18 protein-coding genes and 2 tRNA genes are annotated in these 17,715 nt (G+C 46.0%); 11 read left to right on the top strand and 9 right to left on the bottom strand.

Annotated features, from left to right (window positions below):
• Positions 1 to 38: 38 nt before the first annotated feature.
• The 3 genes from DES40_RS08960 to DES40_RS08950 all read right to left on the bottom strand — a co-directional run bounded on the left by DES40_RS08960 (position 39) and on the right by DES40_RS08950 (position 2,537).
• Positions 39 to 578, bottom strand: coding sequence for an LptA/OstA family protein (locus tag DES40_RS08960; RefSeq protein WP_170144943.1), 540 nt, complete (start codon positions 576 to 578; stop codon positions 39 to 41).
• 29 nt (positions 579 to 607) lie between these two features.
• The gene (gene lptC, locus DES40_RS08955) at positions 608 to 1,798 is read right to left on the bottom strand and encodes an LPS export ABC transporter periplasmic protein LptC (protein WP_147405885.1); all 1,191 of its coding nucleotides are present in this window, start codon (positions 1,796 to 1,798) and stop codon (positions 608 to 610) included.
• A 109-nt stretch (positions 1,799 to 1,907) separates the two neighbouring features.
• Positions 1,908 to 2,537, bottom strand: coding sequence for a ribonuclease D (locus tag DES40_RS08950; RefSeq protein ID WP_121100999.1), 630 nt, complete (start codon positions 2,535 to 2,537; stop codon positions 1,908 to 1,910).
• 203 nt (positions 2,538 to 2,740) lie between these two features.
• On the opposite strand from DES40_RS08950, the gene DES40_RS08945 reads away from it, so the two are divergent.
• Positions 2,741 to 5,452, top strand: coding sequence for a CHASE domain-containing sensor histidine kinase (locus DES40_RS08945; RefSeq protein ID WP_121100996.1), 2,712 nt, complete (start codon positions 2,741 to 2,743; stop codon positions 5,450 to 5,452).
• 56 nt (positions 5,453 to 5,508) lie between these two features.
• Complete coding sequence (locus DES40_RS08940) at positions 5,509 to 5,880, top strand: response regulator (RefSeq protein ID WP_233345544.1); 372 nt, start codon at positions 5,509 to 5,511, stop codon at positions 5,878 to 5,880.
• A gap of 87 nt (positions 5,881 to 5,967) precedes the next feature.
• Here DES40_RS08940 and DES40_RS08935 read toward each other — a convergent pair.
• Positions 5,968 to 6,058, bottom strand: a tRNA-Ser gene (locus DES40_RS08935).
• Positions 6,059 to 6,144: 86 nt separating this feature from the next.
• Here DES40_RS08935 and DES40_RS08930 point away from each other — a divergent pair.
• Entirely contained in the window at positions 6,145 to 6,891 is a 747-nt protein-coding gene (locus DES40_RS08930; protein WP_121100990.1) for an N-formylglutamate amidohydrolase, read from the top strand.
• A gap of 9 nt (positions 6,892 to 6,900) precedes the next feature.
• Positions 6,901 to 7,476 (top strand): peptide-methionine (S)-S-oxide reductase MsrA, encoded by a 576-nt coding sequence (gene msrA, locus DES40_RS08925; RefSeq protein ID WP_121100987.1) that lies wholly within the window; start codon positions 6,901 to 6,903, stop codon positions 7,474 to 7,476.
• Position 7,477: 1 nt separating this feature from the next.
• On the opposite strand, the gene DES40_RS08920 is transcribed toward msrA, so the two are convergent.
• Genes DES40_RS08920 through gshB form a run of 3 tightly spaced genes read right to left on the bottom strand, consistent with a single transcriptional unit; the run spans position 7,478 to position 10,837 of the window.
• The gene (locus DES40_RS08920) at positions 7,478 to 8,140 is read right to left on the bottom strand and encodes a nitroreductase (protein ID WP_121100984.1); all 663 of its coding nucleotides are present in this window, start codon (positions 8,138 to 8,140) and stop codon (positions 7,478 to 7,480) included.
• A 39-nt stretch (positions 8,141 to 8,179) separates the two neighbouring features.
• The gene (locus tag DES40_RS08915; RefSeq protein ID WP_121100982.1) at positions 8,180 to 9,838 is read right to left on the bottom strand and encodes an AMP-binding protein; all 1,659 of its coding nucleotides are present in this window, start codon (positions 9,836 to 9,838) and stop codon (positions 8,180 to 8,182) included.
• A gap of 36 nt (positions 9,839 to 9,874) precedes the next feature.
• On the bottom strand, positions 9,875 to 10,837 hold the full coding sequence (gene gshB / locus DES40_RS08910) for a glutathione synthase (protein ID WP_121100979.1): 963 nt from the start codon (positions 10,835 to 10,837) through the stop codon (positions 9,875 to 9,877).
• A 148-nt stretch (positions 10,838 to 10,985) separates the two neighbouring features.
• Here gshB and DES40_RS08905 point away from each other — a divergent pair, with 148 nt between their 5' ends.
• The 4 genes from DES40_RS08905 to DES40_RS08890 are packed head-to-tail and all read left to right on the top strand — an operon-like array spanning position 10,986 to position 12,967.
• Complete coding sequence (locus DES40_RS08905; RefSeq protein ID WP_121100976.1) at positions 10,986 to 11,309, top strand: YbjQ family protein; 324 nt, start codon at positions 10,986 to 10,988, stop codon at positions 11,307 to 11,309.
• Positions 11,309 to 11,779, top strand: coding sequence for a YbjQ family protein (locus DES40_RS08900; protein WP_121100973.1), 471 nt, complete (start codon positions 11,309 to 11,311; stop codon positions 11,777 to 11,779). The genes DES40_RS08905 and DES40_RS08900 overlap by 1 nt, the downstream gene beginning before the upstream one ends.
• Positions 11,780 to 11,789: 10 nt before the next feature.
• On the top strand, positions 11,790 to 12,623 hold the full coding sequence (locus tag DES40_RS08895; RefSeq protein ID WP_233345650.1) for an alpha/beta hydrolase: 834 nt from the start codon (positions 11,790 to 11,792) through the stop codon (positions 12,621 to 12,623).
• Complete coding sequence (locus DES40_RS08890; RefSeq protein WP_121100967.1) at positions 12,620 to 12,967, top strand: arsenate reductase family protein; 348 nt, start codon at positions 12,620 to 12,622, stop codon at positions 12,965 to 12,967. Before DES40_RS08895 ends, DES40_RS08890 begins: the two co-directional genes overlap by 4 nt.
• Here the strand turns inward: DES40_RS08890 and DES40_RS08885 are convergent.
• Together DES40_RS08885 and DES40_RS08880 are read right to left on the bottom strand one after the other, a co-directional pair.
• Positions 12,960 to 14,030: an Mrp/NBP35 family ATP-binding protein gene (locus tag DES40_RS08885; protein ID WP_121100964.1), complete on the bottom strand. Its 1,071-nt coding sequence runs from the start codon at positions 14,028 to 14,030 to the stop codon at positions 12,960 to 12,962. The genes DES40_RS08890 and DES40_RS08885 overlap by 8 nt on opposite strands.
• Entirely contained in the window at positions 14,030 to 16,045 is a 2,016-nt protein-coding gene (locus tag DES40_RS08880) for a HEAT repeat domain-containing protein (RefSeq protein WP_121100961.1), read from the bottom strand. Before DES40_RS08880 ends, DES40_RS08885 begins: the two co-directional genes overlap by 1 nt.
• Positions 16,046 to 16,212: 167 nt before the next feature.
• Here DES40_RS08880 and DES40_RS08875 point away from each other — a divergent pair.
• The 3 genes from DES40_RS08875 to DES40_RS08865 all read left to right on the top strand — a co-directional run bounded on the left by DES40_RS08875 (position 16,213) and on the right by DES40_RS08865 (position 17,548).
• A tRNA-Val gene (locus DES40_RS08875) sits at positions 16,213 to 16,287 on the top strand.
• A gap of 170 nt (positions 16,288 to 16,457) precedes the next feature.
• A complete protein-coding gene (locus tag DES40_RS08870; protein ID WP_147405884.1) occupies positions 16,458 to 17,135 on the top strand; it encodes a ParB N-terminal domain-containing protein in 678 nt (225 codons plus the stop codon).
• On the top strand, positions 17,135 to 17,548 hold the full coding sequence (locus tag DES40_RS08865) for a DUF6896 domain-containing protein (RefSeq protein ID WP_121100955.1): 414 nt from the start codon (positions 17,135 to 17,137) through the stop codon (positions 17,546 to 17,548). The genes DES40_RS08870 and DES40_RS08865 overlap by 1 nt, the downstream gene beginning before the upstream one ends.
• Positions 17,549 to 17,715: the final 167 nt, after the last annotated feature.

The raw sequence follows: 17,715 nt of genomic DNA, 5'->3' as shown, positions 1-17,715 counted from the left end.
GCCTGATGCTTCGCCCTTTGGGATGAATTGGAAACGGGCTAACCCTTGGTTCCGTTTTGGTCAGTGTTTTGAATAAGAACCCGAACACGTTGGCTTAGGCCGCATTTGCGACCTTTACAATTGCTGACCATCCGTGCTTCTTCGGTTTCGAGATTGTAAATGAGTGTGTCGCCTGTGACGACACTATCATTTTGCAAGAGAACGACATTTCCAGTGACGGTAAAATCATTGCTGGCTTGACGATAAATTCCGCGTTGACCTCGGACCTCTTGGGTCGGCGTAATGTAATAAAAATTTCCAACAGCCACGATGGTGTCAATGTCACTTACAGCAGCATTCACCCCGCCGCCTTTCCGACCTGTGATAGTCATTTCATCTGTTAAGATTCGCACATCGCCTTGGCGAGCATCGACTTGGCCAGAAAAAACGGCAGAACCACTTTCAAGGCGACTATCATCGGCGTCAATGGTAATCGGCGCGTTGGAAGTATTTGAAAACTGTGCAAAGGTAGGTGATGCAAAACCTATCATCCCTAAGAGAGAGAAAACGGGCAGAGCTGATAAAATACGCATAGTCATTCCTGTTCCTATTACCTGCATCAGCAGACCTAATTCCCGCCAATTGTTGTACGGCTTCTGCCATTTGAACCACAATCGCGGCCTTGGCAATTACCTGAAAACCGCGCCGTTTCTGTGATAGTGTTATAGGTCAGACGATCTGTTTTGACCATATTCCCACTCGGCTGCATGACGCGGACATTTCCCGTAACGGTGATAAGGCTTTTATCGCGTTCGTAAACACCCTGATCACCCCGAGCGTCATTCTGTGGGTTTTGATAGCGGAAATCTTTTTGGGCGATGATTTTATTGACCTCTCCGAGACGCAATGAACCATCAGCTTGTGACGTCGCTTCGCGCCGTAGAATTGTTATTTCTTGCGCGTTAATTGTGGCCGCACCTTGCTTCACTGTTACGGTTTCTCCTTCACGCGCAAACAGCTTGGTCGTTCCGCCTTCATATATACCGCGGTCTGCATCTACATAGACAAGACCATCGCCGCTAAAGGCAAATTGGTTTGAGGCCTCTGGGTTGCTAGCGTCAGCCGCAGGTTTTTGTGCTGGATCTTGTTTGATTTGCGCGCTCATGCCGTCTTTAAAAATAAACTCAGTGTAGTTTTTATTAATTTCATAAGCTTGGCCATTGACGACGCCAAAAGTTCCCGTGCATTGAATTGGCTCTGAACCTTCAATGCGCTTTTCACGCGCAAATATACGCGAAAACGTCGTTTGGCAGATATAGCCATCATCGGTTTCTAAATTTACAGAGTCATTAAGGTCGAGAACCTTGGTTACATCATTATAAGTACCATTATTGGCGAGAACAAAAGAAGAGGCTGCACCGTCCAGACGGACAAATTCCAAGACTGGGTTTATAAGCGCGACTTCGTCTCTTTTGGCCATTGTTCGTGTGGCTGTATCGGCCGTCAGGTAGAAAGGTAATCCATCGGCTGTTCGTCCGCTATAGCGAGGGTTTACCATCTTTACGGATTCTGTTGGGTTAGGGTTGTCAAAGGTGCTGGTGCCTTTGCCCATAAATTGCAATCCCAATACAATGACCAAGGCTGTTGCCATGGCGATAAGAATTTTTCGCAAAATTTGGATGCGTTGGGTGTGCCGGCGGGCTGCCTCTAATGTCAAAGAACGCTTGGGTTCCCACAGGCCTAAAGCCTCGCTTGCTCCATGATCACGCACGGGCAAATTACGCACGCCATTGGGTGATGATGTTGAGGTTACGTCCATGGCTAAATCTATAGGGTAGTCAGCGCGCAAAGTGTAGCGCCAATTCTGTCTGATGAAGACTTGTTAAGGTAGGATTTCGCGTGCGAGCCCCGCATCCTATAACGGTTATCTAATCAGGGCGACGCATGCGGTGAGAAAAAATATCAACATCAGGCCAACCACCTAGGTCTAGCGCTGCACGCGTTGGTAAGAACTCAAAGCAAGCCTTGGCCATATCATAGCGGCTTTCTCGTAATAGACGGGCAGTCAAAATAGTTTTAAGTTGGTGGAGATATAAAACATCAGAAGCGGCATAGTTTAATTGAGCTTCTGAAAGTTCATCTGATGCCCAATCAGAGCTTTGCTGTTGCTTAGAGATATCAACGCCCAAAAGCTCTTTACATATATCTTTCAGGCCGTGGCGATCTGTATAGGTGCGGACAAGACCAGAGGCAATTTTGGTGCAAAATATTGGCCCAAGATCCACGCCCAAATCACGCTTGATAATAGCGACATCAAAGCGCGCAAAATGGTAAATTGTTTCAACCTTGGGGTTAGACAATAACGCTTTTAAATTAGGCGCGTCATAGGTATTTCTGTCCATCTGCACGATATGGGCATCACCATCACCAGCCGAGAGCTGAACAAGGCAGAGCTTATCACGTACAAGAGACAAACCTTGTGTTTCCGTATCAACTGCAATGGAGGTCCCGAGGTCTAAATTGTCGGGTAAATCGCCTTTGTGGAAATGCACTGTCATAGTTGTCTTCTTTCTATCCCCGTACCGAATATTCGGCATCGCGTGGGATTAAGGGAATGTAAGCGAAATGGCAATGGGGGAGTCAGCAGATAGCTGAGATGACGCGAGAGCTTTGAACTGTTAAGCTTCAAATCATATCACTGAACATTGTGATTTTAAAGGGTATCAGAATTTCTTAATGCCTGACTGATAGAGCAGCCTTGATGCTAACTATCGTTAATAATTTAAGAGTTTTCCCACGGCTATGCGGCGCAGTTTCGGCGTTTTTTGGTCTCTTAGTCTTGTTTGGCTGGTACACAGCGAATGAGGCGTTGATACAAGTTTTGCCTCATTTTGCTCCCATGCAATATAACACAGCTTTAGGGTTTCTCTTGGCTGGGTTAGGCCTCTTTGCACTTACGCGCGAGTATTCAAAGCTGACGGTTCTTTGTGGGATAGGGTGTATATTGCTCGGGGGTATTACACTTCTACAATATATATTTGGTCTCAATGTCGGCCTTGATGAGCTATTCATGGACGCGTACATCATGGTGAAGACCTCTCACCCTGGGCGAATGGCGCCCAATACAGCGCTTTGTTTTACCGTTGTCGGATTGGTGTTATCTATTGGCCCCAGAAACCAAAAAATTCAAATAAGCTTAGGTAGCTCTATAATTGTCTTATCAATTTTGGCGCTGATTGGATATCTGACAAATGTTGAAGGCGTCTATGGGTGGGGCAGTCTTACGCGCATGGCGATTCACACGGCCTCATGTTTTGTCGTTTTAGGAATTGGTATAATATCCTTGGCCTTTGTTGAGGAAAACGTCAAAAAACTTGATTTATGGCGCGTGGTGCCCGCCACTTTGTCAGCCATTGTGATGATACTAACTCTGTTATCAAGTTATGGGATAAAAGAAGCAACGGCCGTTAGTAATACGGAATATTTTGAACGTTTAGTTTCTGATACCCATGATGCAGTTTACGAGCGCTTCAGTCTTTATCAACATACTCTCTTAGGCGGTGTTGGTGTGATGTACGCGTCAACCCGTGTAGAAAGGCTTGATTGGCGCGCTTATGTTAAAGCCTTAAATATAGAAGAGACATTGCCGGGAATCGCGGGAATCGGTTTTATTAACTCTGTCCAAGTTGAAGACTTGCCTGTCTTTATCGAGAAGGCTCGCCTTGATGCAGCACCCACTTTTATCAACCATCCAAAAACATCAAATCCTGATAAGTTTATAATTACCTATATTGAGCCAGAGGCCTTTAACGAAAAAGCGATTGGGCTGGATATAGGGTTTGAAAAGAATAGGCGCGCGGCGGCTGAAAAGGCGCGAGACTTTGGTGTTCCATCACTGACGGAGAAAATCATCCTCGTACAGGATGGCCAGAAAACGCCAGGGTTTTTACTGTTGGTCCCAGTATATGAGACAAAATTTGTGCCCGATACGATTGATGCGCGACGGGAGCATTTTACCGGCTGGGTATATGCGCCTTTTATTGCATCCGATTTCATGAAGGGGCTTGCCGATGTCAATAGAAATCAAATCAGTTTTCGTGTGTATGACGGCAATGAGATATCTGAAGATGGACTTATTTATAGTTCAGTCACAGATTCAACTTCCGATAGCCTCTATCAAACACAAACGATGCTTAAACTCGCAGGGCGGCAATGGACTGTTTACTGGCATGGTACGCATGAATTGACTCCGCCCTATAGCCAAAAGTTGTCTGTTTTCGTTCTTATATTTGGGGCGTTATGTTCCATGCTTTTGTACTATACCTTGATGCGTTTGCTTCGCAGTAAGGAAATCATTGCCCGCGAAGTCGAAAGGCAAACTGACAAATTAGTTGAGAGCGAAAAACGCTTGCAACTCGTTTTCGATAGTGCAGGGGAGGGTATATATGGACTTGATCTAGAAGGGCATACAACCTTTGCAAACAAAGCCGCCCAGAACCTCTTAGGGTACAGTTTGGAAGAGATGTTGAATAAATCTCAACACGATTTAATCCAGCATAGCTATGCCGATGGTACGCCCTTTGATGAAAAAGATGGTAACTTTCTTTCTACAATAAGAGACGGGAAGACCTATTCCGATGACAGCGAAGTGTTTTGGCATAAGAACGGTACAGCTATACCTGTGGAATATACCAGCAGACCGATACGTGATAAAAACAATCAACTTGCTGGGGCCGTGGTTGTATTCCGTGATGTTGGTAAGCGCAAAAAAGCGGAAGCAGAGATTAAACAGGCGAATGCTGAATTAGAGGAATTTGCCTATCGGACGTCGCATGACTTGCGGTCACCTCTTGTTTCCTCAATCAGCTTATTAGGCATTGCTGAGAAGGCTATTCACGCTGATAATAAAACAAAGGCTCTGGCAAGTTTATCTCACACTCAAAAGTCCCTTAAAAAGTTAGAGGAACTGGTCAAAGATATTCTCGTGCTGACTCAAACAAAAAATGAGAAAGAGGATAAGCAAGCCATAGATGTTGAAGCTGTCGTGATGGAGACACTCGATAAGTTGAAATATATGGATAATTTTGACCGTTTAAAAATCAAACAAAACCTTGAATTTTCTGATACGCTTTACGCAAAGAAAAGTCGGGTGGTTCTCATCATAGAGAATTTGATATCGAACGCCGTTAAATATCAAGACCTGTCTAATGAAAATGCCATAGTAGAAATATCGACATATAGGGAACGAAATAACTTTGTTTTATCCGTTAAAGATAATGGATTAGGGGTTCCCAAAAATCAACAAAAGAACCTGTTCCAAATGTTCAAACGGTTCCATCCCCGCACATCTTTTGGCTCTGGCCTCGGACTATATATGATGAAAAAGAGCGTTACGATATTAGGGGGAGACATTTCTTATGAAGACCCTGGAATTGGCTCTATCTTCAAAGTGGTAATACCTTTATCATTATAATCAAATGTTAGGCCCCATAGAACATCAGGGCCCTCTCAAATGTAAAAGGGATAGATATGCGTACTGTTATGATTGTCGATGATAGTGAGCCCGATCAATATTTAGCCAAAGATGCGATTGAAGAGTTTGACTCAAGTATCAATATTTTACAGGCGTATGATGGCCAAGAGGCGCTAGACCTTTTAATGGAGCTGCCCGAACAGCCACATGTTATTTTTCTAGACATCAATATGCCGCGTATGAATGGGCATGAGTTTTTAGCCGAATATGAAACGTGGGAAAACCGTTCGGCGGTTGTGATAATGCTCACATCTTCTGATCAGGACGAAGATAAAGCAAAGTCAAGAGCGCATAAATCTGTCATCGATTATTTCACAAAGCCCATGAGCGCCTCGTCGCTTGAGAAGGTTCCCTTTCTCAAGAAATAGGCCGAATAGAGACGTTCATATAGACCGCTCAACAGATATATTTACTGGGTCTCGAATTCTGAAGAGGTGTGGTTTTGTTTGAACCACTGGAGGTGAGGATGGGATTCGAACCCACGTTAGGCTACAAACCTAAACACGCTTTCCAAGCGTGCGCCTTAAACCACTCGGCCACCTCACCTCTGAAGTGTCTATAACCTTGGAAAGCGGCGCATTAGCACTGAAACTTTACTGGCACAATAGGCTTATCTAGGGCAATTAAGCGTTATGACAGATGCTTTTCACCTTATTCCCGCAACGGGTTGTGATGACGTTTTTATATTCGGTGACCATGCGTCAAATTTTATACCGCCCGAATACGATGATTTGGGTTTATCCGGGGATGAGCTCACCCGTCATATTGCATGGGACATCGGAACAGAAACGATAATTCGCCGCCTCTGTGCGCATTTTAAATGCCCCGGGCAGCTGGCGGCCATTTCGCGCCTTGTGATAGATTTAAATCGTGATCCCAAAGCCTCGGGGCTTATTCCAGAGATAAGCGACGGAACATGGGTGCCTGGCAATCAAAACATATCGGCGAAAGAGCGGCAATCGAGATTGAAACGGTTTTATGCCCCATATCACCGTCAACTTGGAGAGACTTTGGATAGTCTAAATCAGCCTTTCGTTTTGTCTATTCACAGCTTTACGCCACAGCCGCGAGAGGGCGAGTTTCGCATGACAGATATTGGATTGTTAATTCGTCATGATGAGGAAAGCGCCGAACTTTTACGAGAAAGCTTTATGCGGCTTGGTCGAAACTTCACAATTGGAATGAATCTGCCTTATTCTGCTTATGACTTAAATTATACAGTTGATGAACATGTGGCCCCGCGCGCACTCCGTCACCTTGCAATCGAGATACGCCAAGACCATATCGATACTCAAGACAAAGCCGAAGAGATGGCAGATATTTTGGCGGATCGCTTAGAGTTGATTGTCGCTGGAAAGTTTGACCCACTTCCAAAATAGGAGATTAATATGCTCGCAACAATTGATAAACATCACGTGAATGGTCAATCCATGTTTGGGGAAACGCCAGAGGGATTTGAGCAAGTATTGCTGGGTATGGGCTGCTTCTGGGGCGCCGAAAGAATACTTTGGAAGCTTGACGGCGTTCACGTGACCTCTGTGGGCTATGCAGGCGGAACGGTAACAACGCCCAATTATGAACTTGTGTGTTCGGGTGCGACAGGACATGCGGAAATTGTCCATGTCGTCTATGACCCCAAAGTTATCAGTTTTGATGAAATCTTAAAGGTCTATTTTGAAAATCATGACCCAACGCAAGGCAATCGACAAGGAAATGATGTTGGGTCGCAATATCGCAGCGCTTTATATGTGTATTCGGATGAACATCTTGCCAAGGCCAAAGCTGCGGCGACACGCTATGAAAAGGCTTATGGTCGTCCTGTAACAACTGAAATTGGCAAAGCGCCGAAATATTACCCTGCTGAAGATTATCATCAGCAATATCTTGCTAAGAACCCCGAAGGTTATTGCATGCATGGCCCAACGGGGGTGAGTTGCCCCATCCCCCAAAAAGTGAGTGTTTAGCTTAGGTAAAAAACTTAACCGCGTCGGATAAATCGGCGCGGTCCGTTCGGGCGGCATTGGCAGGATGTTCTTTGTCTTCATAACCAAAAGACATGCCAAACAAAATACCTTGGCTTTCTGGAATGCCTAAGAGCTCTTCGACTGGCGCAGGGAATTGGCCAAGAGCGCCTTGCATACAGCTTTGAATGCCATTTTCCTCAAGTAATAATGACAATGTCTGGGCATAAATCCCAATGTCTACCGCACCCATTATACCCATATATTTTTCCATAACGAAAAACACGGCATGAGGAGCATCAAAGAACTGCCAGTTCCGAAGCATGGCAATATTTCGTGCCATTTTGTCTTCACGGGCAATTCCAAGAGCAGAATATAACGCATTGGCTGAACCGAATTGGCGTTGGCGATGCTCATCTTGATAACGTGTCACCCAGTCAAATTTCGGATTTGGTGGGTTGCCTGACATTACGGCCTTAACAAGGGCTTCTGAAACTTTGTCTCTTGTTTCACCGCTTACAACATAGCTTTGCCAAGGTTGAACATTACAATTAGAGGCCGAGCGCTGGGCCTGAGAAAAAATTGATTTTATTAATTCTGCATCAACAGGATCTTTTTTAAATCCGCGAACGGAATAACGGCTTTCAAGGATTGAAAGTACAGACATGACTTACCTCTTATATTCAGTGCTTTAGCTATTTAACTCTTAGGCGCGTAGCGCTTTTTTATCGATTTTTCCGATAGGGGTGAGCGGTATGGCGTCGATAATATGAATGTGTTTCGGCACTTTATAGGCCGCCATAGTGCTGCGAACAAAACTAATGATTTTATCTTTTATTTCAGCTTCATTAGCGCCTTTAAACGAAGGGGTGAGTTCAACAAAAAGATTAACGATATCATTGCCGGGGCGCTCATTGTCTTTGGTGCCGATGATGGCACAGGCCGCAATCTCGGGGAGTGAGCAAAGCTTATCTTCAACTTCGACAGAAAAGACTTTGAACCCGCCGACAATCAACATGTCTTTAGCGCGGTCACACAAGAATATATATCCTTCTTCATCCATATAACCGACGTCCCCTGAGAACATCCAGCGTTCACCATCTATCTCGCGTAAGGCAATGTTGGTTTCTTTGGGGAGGTTTAAATAGCCCTTCATCACTTGTGGCCCTGTGCAAACGATTTCACCCGCTTCGCCTGTGGGCATATCTTTTTCCCCTGTCTCTGTGTCTCGGATACGAACGGTGACGCCCGGCAAAGGCATGCCAATCGACCCAAGTTTATAGCGGGACGGTGGATTGGCGGTGTAGCAAGGTGAAGTTTCAGTCATGCCAAAAACATCACTGATTTTATTGTCCCCAAGGATAGTCGTAAGGGCTTCGTGTGTGGAACGTGTTAAAGGGGCTGCGCCAGTTATAGCCATTTCTAGTTTAGAGAAATCCAGCTTAGAGAATTCAGGATTTGCCACCATCATATCATATAACGCAGGCACCGCAGCGATAATGGTCGGCGGATGAGCGCGCAACTGGGCGCAAATAAAATCTGTGTCCCGCGGGTTTGGAATTAAGACGGCTAAGGCGGCATATTTCCCGGCTGAAATAGCATTGGATAGCCCTGCGATATGGAACATAGGAAATGCGCTTAGAATGATACCCTTGCCAATTTCCGTTGGATTAATGGCTAAGGTTTGCGCCGTATTATGCATTATATTGCGATGGCTGAGCATGGCGCCTTTGGAGCGCCCTGTTGTGCCCCCTGTATATTGAATCATGAAAGTATCATGCGGGTCGACTTCGATTTGAGAAAAGGACTCAGATTCGTTTTGTGTAAAAGGTAAGTAAGCCTTTACATCAACGGCTTTCAGGGTGGGGAGTGTGATGTCATCTGGGGCAAGGAAGTCTTTTGCCCCTGTAACGACCACAGCCTTGAGGCAATCTGGTATTTCCGTCATGGCCGATAAAGCGGGTGTCAAATCTGAAAGCGTCAATATGAGCTTAATGTTTGCGTCTTTAACTTGATGTGCAATTTCGGGTGGAGCTAATAAAGGGGAAATACCCGACCCTATCGCGCCCATTTTGCTTATGGCAACCAAAGCAATCGCATATTGCGGGATATTTGGCATGTGAATACCAATGACGTCACCTTTTTGAATGCCTTGCGCCTTTAGGGCATTTGCGAGTTTGTTGGCATATTTATTATAGTCGGAAAATGAAATGGCTCGGGCGACATACCATAGGGCTGGGGCTTCAGGTCTTTGTTCGGCATGTTCTTCGATATAGGATCCTAAAGGCCGATTTTCAAATTCGGAGGCTTTAATTCCCAATGCCGCGTGATGTTCTAGCCATGGCTGGTTGGTCGTTTTTCCCATGCAGTATTCCCTCTTATTATAATTATATTTTGATATTTAATTTGCATTTAAACGCCGCTCGATTGCGTCCCAAGATAAAGCCGCAGCATCTATGCCCGTGAAGCGTTTTAGTTCTTGAACGCCGGTCGGGCTCGTCGTGTTAATCTCTGTCATTTTATCGCCAATGACATCAATGCCGACCAAAATTTGTCCTCGTTCTTTGAGCATCGGGCCAATGGCATCGCAGATAATCATATCGGTTTCTGTTAAATCGGTCGCCCGGGCTTCTCCGCCGACATGCATATTTGACCGTGTTTCCCCAGGCTGTGGTACGCGATTTATTGCCCCGACAGGTGTTCCATCAATGATAATAATGCGCTTATCACCTTTGGATACGTCTTTTAAAAAGGCCTGCGCGATAATCGGTTCACGAGACACAGAGAAAAACATTTCAAGCAAAGAGGCAAAATTGCTGTCGCCTTCTTTCATTCGAAATACACCGGCTCCGCCATTCCCATAGAGAGGCTTGATGATGATATCTTTATGCGTATCACGAAAGGCTCTAATAGCGGTTTCATCGCGAGTGATGAGAGTTTCAGGCATCAAATGAGGGTAATCAAGCGGTAGAATTTTTTCAGGGCCAGAGCGGACCCATTCAGGGTCATTGGCAACCAGTGTCTGTCCTTTTAACCGCTCTAAAATATGGGCAGCGGTAATATATGCCATGTCAAAAGGTGGGTCTTGGCGCATCCAAACAACATCAATGTCATCGACGAGGTCAATAAGGCGGCGAGACTCAAAACTGACGTGGTTTCTTTTTTCGCGTCTAACCGTCATTGGGCGCGCATAGGCCTGAATACGGCCATGGTTATAAACAAGATGTTGCGGGCCATATTCAAAGAGGGACATACCGCGCTGCGCCGCGACTTCCGCGAGCGCAAAGGTTGTATCGCCGTTGATATCGACGGCCTCCATGGGGTCCATTTGGAAAGCAATGCGCAAAGGAGAGTGTTTCGTCATAGTGACTTCGTGCCAGAGCCGAAAGCCGCGCGCAAGTCTGTCACGCTATCAAAATCGTATATGACGAATTCGTTATCGCCTAACCAATTTTTTCGTTTTTCAGTCGCCAGATATGTAGCTCTGAGTTAATGTGAAACAGGAGAACTTTATGAGCGAATTTATTTTATCCAATTTAGAGACTGTTCCTGGGCGCGAAATCGTATCGTGGAAGGGATTGGTGCAGGGCAACACGGTGCGCGCCAAACATGTAGGCCGTGATATAATGGCGGGCCTCAAAAATATCGTGGGGGGCGAACTGAGAGGGTATACAGAACTCTTAGAAGATGCGCGCGGGCAGGCCACAGAGCGCATGATCGATGAAGCCCGCTCGATGGGCGCAAATGCCGTTGTCAATGTACGCTTTTCGACGAGCTCGGTCGCCCAAGGCGCGTCAGAGCTATATGTTTATGGCACAGCCGTAGTTCTTGACTAATGGCGGGTTTAATACAGCTCGGTTTTATTGTCATACTGATATCAATCGGTGTTATATTTGGCGGGATTAATGAAAGACGGCACTTTAAGCGCCTAAGAGAAGATGAAGCCGCATTTTCACATATTCTAAAAACAAACCTTAAACATATTCCAGATGTCCACGCAGGAGATCTGGAAGGAGGGGCTATCCTTGTGAGTGGAAGTGTTGTGGTTGGGCTTGATTATTTCAAGAAAATCGCAGCGGCGATAAAGGCTTTGTTTGGAGGGTCACTTCGCTCTTATGAGACGATTTTAGAACGCGCTCGGCGTGAGGCTGTCGTGAGAATGTTAAGAGAGGCTGATGCGCTGGGGGCGACGGCTGTGCATAATATTCGCATTGAATTTTCAGCTGTCTCAGGGAAATCACCTCAAAGCCCAGGCGGCGCAGAATTACTGGCTTATGGAACGGCTGTGAAAATGCGGGAGGCCTAAATTGACCTCGGTGCTTTTCGAAACAATCAGTTTGGCTGATGAAACAAAATTGGTCGGTCGGCATTGGGCCGTACAGAAGCCAAAAGCCGTTATGAGTTTAGTGCATGGCCTAGGTGAACATTCAGGTCGGTATGAAAGCCTTGCTCCGGATTTGGTCAAAGCGGGTGTGGCTGTAGTAGCAATTGATTTACGCGGTCATGGTCAAAGCGACGGGAAACGCGGTGTGTGTACGGACTACGCTCTATTACGGAGTGATTTACAAGCGCTCCTTGATACAACGCGGCGCCTTTATCCTCAGCGACCTCATTTCCTTTATGGGCATTCTATGGGAGGCGGAGTCGTGCTTGATTACGGCTTCACGGCTGAGGCTGATATCATGGGTATTATGGCTTCGGCTCCATTCATATTACTTCCCAAGTCGCCGCCAGCAATTTTGCGAGGCCTTGCGAAAGTTATAGCAAAAATTGCACCCCAAGCGACTATGAGACAGCCTTTGTCTGGAGATAAGATATCAACCCTGCCTGTAGAACAAGAAAGCTATGAAGCGGATCCACTTAATCATAACCAAATCGGATTTGGTTTTGCTATGGATGCCCTCGCGATAGGTCAATCTATATCGGACCGAGCCGGGCTATGGTCAAAGCCCTTATTGCTGATGCATGCAAAGGAAGATCAGTTGACGAGTTTCCAAGGCAGTGAAAGTTTTGCAGAAGCTGGACGAAATATTGTTTTCCGTGCTTATGAGAACTCAGAGCATGAAATGCATCACGATACGCCGCGCGCCGAAGTTCTGTCAGAAATGATCGCCTTTATAAACACTCAAATAAAAATGAATGAAAAATGACCCTCTCTGTTTATCACCTAAAGACCTGCGATACATGCCGGAAAGCGATTAAGGCTCTGACCCAATCAGGGCTATCACCAGAGTTAATTGATGTGCGAGCTGATGGCGTATCAGAGTCGCAGATTAAATACTGGGCAGAGACTTTGGGGTATGAGGCTGTCCTGAATACACGGTCAACAACATGGCGGGGTTTAGAGGCTTCTGAAAAGACCGATGTTAATCTTGAAAAAGCCGTTGCTTTAATAGCGGAGCACCCAACTCTGATAAAACGCCCCATTATTACCGATGGTCACACGATAACGGTTGGGTGGAAGACTGACGCGCAGGATGTTTGGCTTAGTTAAAGGCCGCTTTTGCTAAGGCATCAAAAATTTTAGCCTCTTCGCTATTGCCTTGAGCAATAGGCTTGCCCGCATCGCCACTTTCGCGAATTGGCAAGGTTAATGGTGCGGCGCCGATATAGGATATGCCAAGTTTTTCGGCGTCACGCTTGGCACCGCCTGTGCCAAAAATATGATGTTGTGACCCACAATCAGGGCAGGTGAAAACGGCCATATTCTCAATCAAACCGAGAACAGGAATGCCAACTTTTTCAAACATGCGAACGCCTTTTCTGGCGTCTAGTAATGCAAGGTCTTGCGGCGTAGAAACAATGATAGCGCCGGCGGGTTTGATATCTTGGGCGAGGCCTAATTGAGCATCGCCAGTACCTGGCGGCATATCAATAATGAGCGTATCAAGCGTTCCCCAATTCACATCCCAAATCATTCTGGATATCGCGCCCTGAACCATAGGGCCGCGCCAGACAACAGGGCCATCATCATCCGTTAAAAACCCAATCGACATCGCTTTAAGACCGAAAGCGATTTTTGGGCTAATTAACCGCCTGCCTTCTACCTCTTCGGTTTTGGCGCGTTCTCCGGCAAGGCCAAGAAGCATCGGCACGCTTGGGCCGTGAATGTCAGCATCAAGCAGCCCAATTTTCTGGCCTGATTTTGCTAGAGCAACGGCTAGGTTTACGGCCATTGTAGATTTTCCAACGCCGCCTTTGGCAGAGCTTACGGCGATGACACGAGCGACTTTGGAGTCGCCCTGATATCCTTCGGGGCGCCGCGCCGCATGGGGCTGCGGACGTTTGCGCCCACCAACTTTGGGCGCTGATTTATGGGCTGATAAAATAACAGAAGCGGTTTCTACGCCGTTTACACTTGCTAACGCCTTTTGCGTAGCGCGTTGAAGTGCTTCATATTTATCTGCGTGACTGGGATCAATCTGCAAGACAGCGCGAACAACGCCGTTCTCAAACTGCAGGGCATTTAATAGACCGGCCGTGACTAAGTCTTTACCCGTAAGAGGGTCAGAGAGACCTTTTAGGGCCCTTAAGGCTTCACTTTCAGAATAAGCCATTACCGCATGACTCCGGTGGCTGATTTAGGTGTTCCAGTGCAGGCATCCGTTAATTTCCCGTCAGGCCATAGGCGAAGAGGGGGTTGGTAAATGTCGTATCGATTAAATTTTTCAGGTTTGTCACCAAAGCCGAAAAGAACACTGCCATCTTTTTGCTGGGCGATCGCCGAAGGGACGCGCGGTAAACGTAGGTGATGCTTGATGAAATAGTCCCCATCATTATCTGTGATAGATATGACAAAGCTATGGTTTAAACTTAAATGATTTAATCCCGAGACCGCCCAAAAATGAGAGGAATATTGACCAAGGGGAGTGGGCATTTTTGGCATAATGGCCTTAATGTTGGGGATTATAAATTTAGACGTTTTTGATCCCAATATAAGTTTATCCGTACCGGCCAAAGTGTCATAGGCGACTAACCCGCCTGACCACTCTCCTTTGTCATACCCTGCAAGCCAGCCTTTCTTGGTGGGGACAGCAGACGTTAAAGAAGCGCGTTCAGTCCTATATCCGAAGGCGAGTTCGGATGGTTTAAAAAAAGGAAGCTGTCTGGCTTTTACAGAAAAATCAGTCGGCTGAATTGTACAAGAGTCGCTATTCTCTAAAAGCCTGTTCGCATGTTTATCAAATTGTGCTTGAAAGTCGCTCTTACCGTTGAGCGTATCAATGGCCGCTAAGGCTCTAATACGGAATTCAGAAAACAATGAATGAGAGGCAATTTTCCTGAGAGTGGGCAAGGCGCTTTGAACCTTGTTCTCACTCAATATTTGCGCGCTCCTAGACGCAAGACGCCAATCTGCTTTATTATCTAATAATTGAAGCAATACCGTGGTGGCAGCTTGATTCAGCTCTTCTTTTTTGTTGGGAGGCGATGTTAACGCTGAAATGAAATGCTCTATGTTTTGATCCCCTAACACGCTGAACCCGTCAAAGAGCTGCGGGATTAAAACCTCGCTTTGCGTCCCTAATTTATTATAGAGCGCTTCGCTATATTGGCGAGGAATGGTGTTTTGAATTTGTATGAGGCTTTTCAATAAGCTTCCAACATTTACGGCGTTGGGAAGGGAGATTGTCGCCTGATTTTTACTCTGACCTTGCTCCATAATGGCATGAACCGCAGCCATTTGTGCAAGTTTTGGCATGGCAGTATCTTCGATGAGCTCACTGGCAAATTGCAAGTAAAACCCGTCGGCTCTATTTTGATGCCGCCTTGCCAAAAGATCGCCGAGAGCCAAGGCAATAGGTTCGTCCCCAGCCTTGAGCTCACGAAGCGTTGAGAGAAGAGTCTCAAAAGCGGATTCGGGATTGATGTCATAAAGCCCTTGATAGGCCGCAAAAACCACATCCTCTTTCTCAGAGCGTAATAGCCGCGCCAATATAGATTGCGAGCGTTGTAGGGGGTAAGCGCTGATGAAATTTGCGATTTCCGCTGTCGGATTATCCAAAGCGGCTTTTGCGAGAGCCGGATAGAGATTTGGTTTAGCATTGAAGGGCGGAGTTAGGGCTTTGTTTGGGCGGCTTATATTTTCACCAACGTAAATTCCGGTCCGTGACGCTTGGCGAATGGACGAATCAGAGTGATTAAGCGTGTTAATGAAAGCCTCGCGCAGGGTGGGCGTGTATTGCTGCTCCATGACTTTGGAAAGGGTTGCGGAGGCCCCGCGAACCCACGTTTCAGCGATGAAGGCTTGTTCGCTCGGGCCATAGTTAAATTCAGCTCGCGCTAATATCAAAGCGGCGCGATGGGATAAATTTTTATCCTTATCCCTTAAAGCGCGCATGAGAGCGTTACGCCCTTGATTGCCTAGGCGCGAAAAGGCCTCGATAAGAACTGAATAATCGAAACTTTTTTCGTCATGCCGTGCCAGAATATCAAGGCATTGTTTTGCATTTTGGCAAATTATCATTTCTGCGGGTGTGAGCTTTGACGGTCCTGATTGCGCATAAGCAATCGGCGAAAGCACAAGACTGGCTAGGGCTATCGCGATGAGATTATGGCCACGTCTATAGAACATTTCGGAGACTTAGTCCGATGTTTAAGCCCCCGCAAGTCACGCCCTCATAAAATAAGTAAAATGAGCTGTATGAGAGGCGATTTCGGGCTTGATTAGCCACGCCGCCTCGCCTATACGCCCGTTTCCCGATGACATATGTGTTACATATGTCTGACGTCGAATAGGACGGGCGATTAGCTCAGCGGGAGAGCACTACATTGACATTGTAGGGGTCACTGGTTCAATCCCAGTATCGCCCACCATTCCTTCGTTTTGAATGGAATCCCCTTTTCTTACCTTGCTAAGTCTTTGAATTACTTGAAAAGGGATAGAATAGGTCTCATAAAATTAACTTACGACGGGTGAGTTGAAACTATGACAAAGGAGTGTGACTTTATGAAATAAACCTGTCTGTATTGGATAGGGTCAGTTCTTGAGCATCGATCCCGTCACGTTCTTGGATACTGGGAATCCATCATACTTTAACCGCTATCGATATTGCGCGAACGACCCTGTGAATTGCACCGACCCGTCAGGCCAATCTGATTGGATTTCCAATATATTTACTGAAATGTTTGCTGCAGATACGAGTTCTGCTGTTGGTGATTATGTTGCAATGGGACAGCGCAGTGGCGGTATAGATGGAGGTCAAACATTAAATGTAAATGATGCATCTCTTGGTGACCGCATTGCAGGTGCAGGTGCGCCAGCCGCATTAGATGGCGCTATAGAGGGTTATGTTCAAAGCCAAGCATTTGCGGTTTCTGAGGTCGCTGTAGGAGGTATGGCTGCAAGGACTGTAATCAGTAGTGCCGATGATGTAGTTAAAATGAGCCCTAAATTGTTACTTAGTAGGCAAGGTAGAAACGAAATGACAAATAGCGCCGTCAAAAGGATAGCTAAATCTATGAGGAAAGATGGATACGTGGGTGAACCTATTAGTGGCGTAAACGTAAACGGTAACGTTATTATTGAAGACGGTCATCATCGAGCAAAAGCTGCGATTAGAGCAGGCCTTGACGAAGTTCCTGTACGTGTCAGAGAACCCGCGAATGCTACCGAAGCCTCAGAGTATATAAATGATGCCGCTAACGCTAATTGGGGTCGATAATGACAGAACCTCAGTTAGAAATCATAGAAAAATCTGTTAAAGAAATTATTTGTCATCAGCATAGGTTGTCATCAGTCTTTTTGGTAAATGCGAAAAACCAACGAGGCGATTTAACAATCGATACTGAAAGGTGGCGTTATATCAAACATGGTTTTGGGGTTAATTTTATCAGATACTCTGATGAATTATCAGTAGATATGGAAAAACATATCGATCAGCCAGACAAAGTTAGTGCTTGGAGAATTGCCTTATATCTTGAAAGTAAGGGAATATACTTTGAAGAAAGTCACATAAAAGACTTGCTAGAGAGTTCAACAATTATCGATATGTGTGATGGTTTTTATTTATTGAAGAAGGCATCGCTCTTAGAAAAATTTATTAAAAAGGGTCAGAAAGTGTGTAGAGCAAGATAAAGCGAAGCGTGCTTTGTGGCCCATTACGCCACTGCCGTGGCCTTTTCCGTCTATAATCGGTTCCCCGAACCGATTATTTGGCCCAGACCTTCGGTCAAGGCCAACCGCCTCCAAAGCGCTAAAGCTCTGTTTTTACCACTGGTTTGCCGTAGCAAACGATTAATTTT

The organism is Litorimonas taeanensis, assembly GCF_003634015.1.
GTDB lineage: Bacteria > Pseudomonadota > Alphaproteobacteria > Caulobacterales > Maricaulaceae > Litorimonas > Litorimonas taeanensis.
Note: the sequence above shows the minus strand (reverse complement) of the source record. Positions and strands in the feature narration are given on the sequence as shown.

Coding starts and splice junctions, on each gene's coding strand:
- DES40_RS08960 (WP_170144943.1), bottom strand. CDS start 578: ATGACTATGCGTATTTTATCAGCTCTGCCCGTTTTCTCTCTCTTAGGG.
- lptC (WP_147405885.1), bottom strand. CDS start 1,798: ATGGACGTAACCTCAACATCATCACCCAATGGCGTGCGTAATTTGCCC.
- DES40_RS08950 (WP_121100999.1), bottom strand. CDS start 2,537: ATGACAGTGCATTTCCACAAAGGCGATTTACCCGACAATTTAGACCTC.
- DES40_RS08945 (WP_121100996.1), top strand. CDS start 2,741: ATGCTAACTATCGTTAATAATTTAAGAGTTTTCCCACGGCTATGCGGC.
- DES40_RS08940 (WP_233345544.1), top strand. CDS start 5,509: ATGCGTACTGTTATGATTGTCGATGATAGTGAGCCCGATCAATATTTA.
- DES40_RS08930 (WP_121100990.1), top strand. CDS start 6,145: ATGACAGATGCTTTTCACCTTATTCCCGCAACGGGTTGTGATGACGTT.
- msrA (WP_121100987.1), top strand. CDS start 6,901: ATGCTCGCAACAATTGATAAACATCACGTGAATGGTCAATCCATGTTT.
- DES40_RS08920 (WP_121100984.1), bottom strand. CDS start 8,140: ATGTCTGTACTTTCAATCCTTGAAAGCCGTTATTCCGTTCGCGGATTT.
- DES40_RS08915 (WP_121100982.1), bottom strand. CDS start 9,838: ATGGGAAAAACGACCAACCAGCCATGGCTAGAACATCACGCGGCATTG.
- gshB (WP_121100979.1), bottom strand. CDS start 10,837: ATGACGAAACACTCTCCTTTGCGCATTGCTTTCCAAATGGACCCCATG.
- DES40_RS08905 (WP_121100976.1), top strand. CDS start 10,986: ATGAGCGAATTTATTTTATCCAATTTAGAGACTGTTCCTGGGCGCGAA.
- DES40_RS08900 (WP_121100973.1), top strand. CDS start 11,309: ATGGCGGGTTTAATACAGCTCGGTTTTATTGTCATACTGATATCAATC.
- DES40_RS08890 (WP_121100967.1), top strand. CDS start 12,620: ATGACCCTCTCTGTTTATCACCTAAAGACCTGCGATACATGCCGGAAA.
- DES40_RS08885 (WP_121100964.1), bottom strand. CDS start 14,030: ATGGCTTATTCTGAAAGTGAAGCCTTAAGGGCCCTAAAAGGTCTCTCT.
- DES40_RS08880 (WP_121100961.1), bottom strand. CDS start 16,045: ATGTTCTATAGACGTGGCCATAATCTCATCGCGATAGCCCTAGCCAGT.
- DES40_RS08865 (WP_121100955.1), top strand. CDS start 17,135: ATGACAGAACCTCAGTTAGAAATCATAGAAAAATCTGTTAAAGAAATT.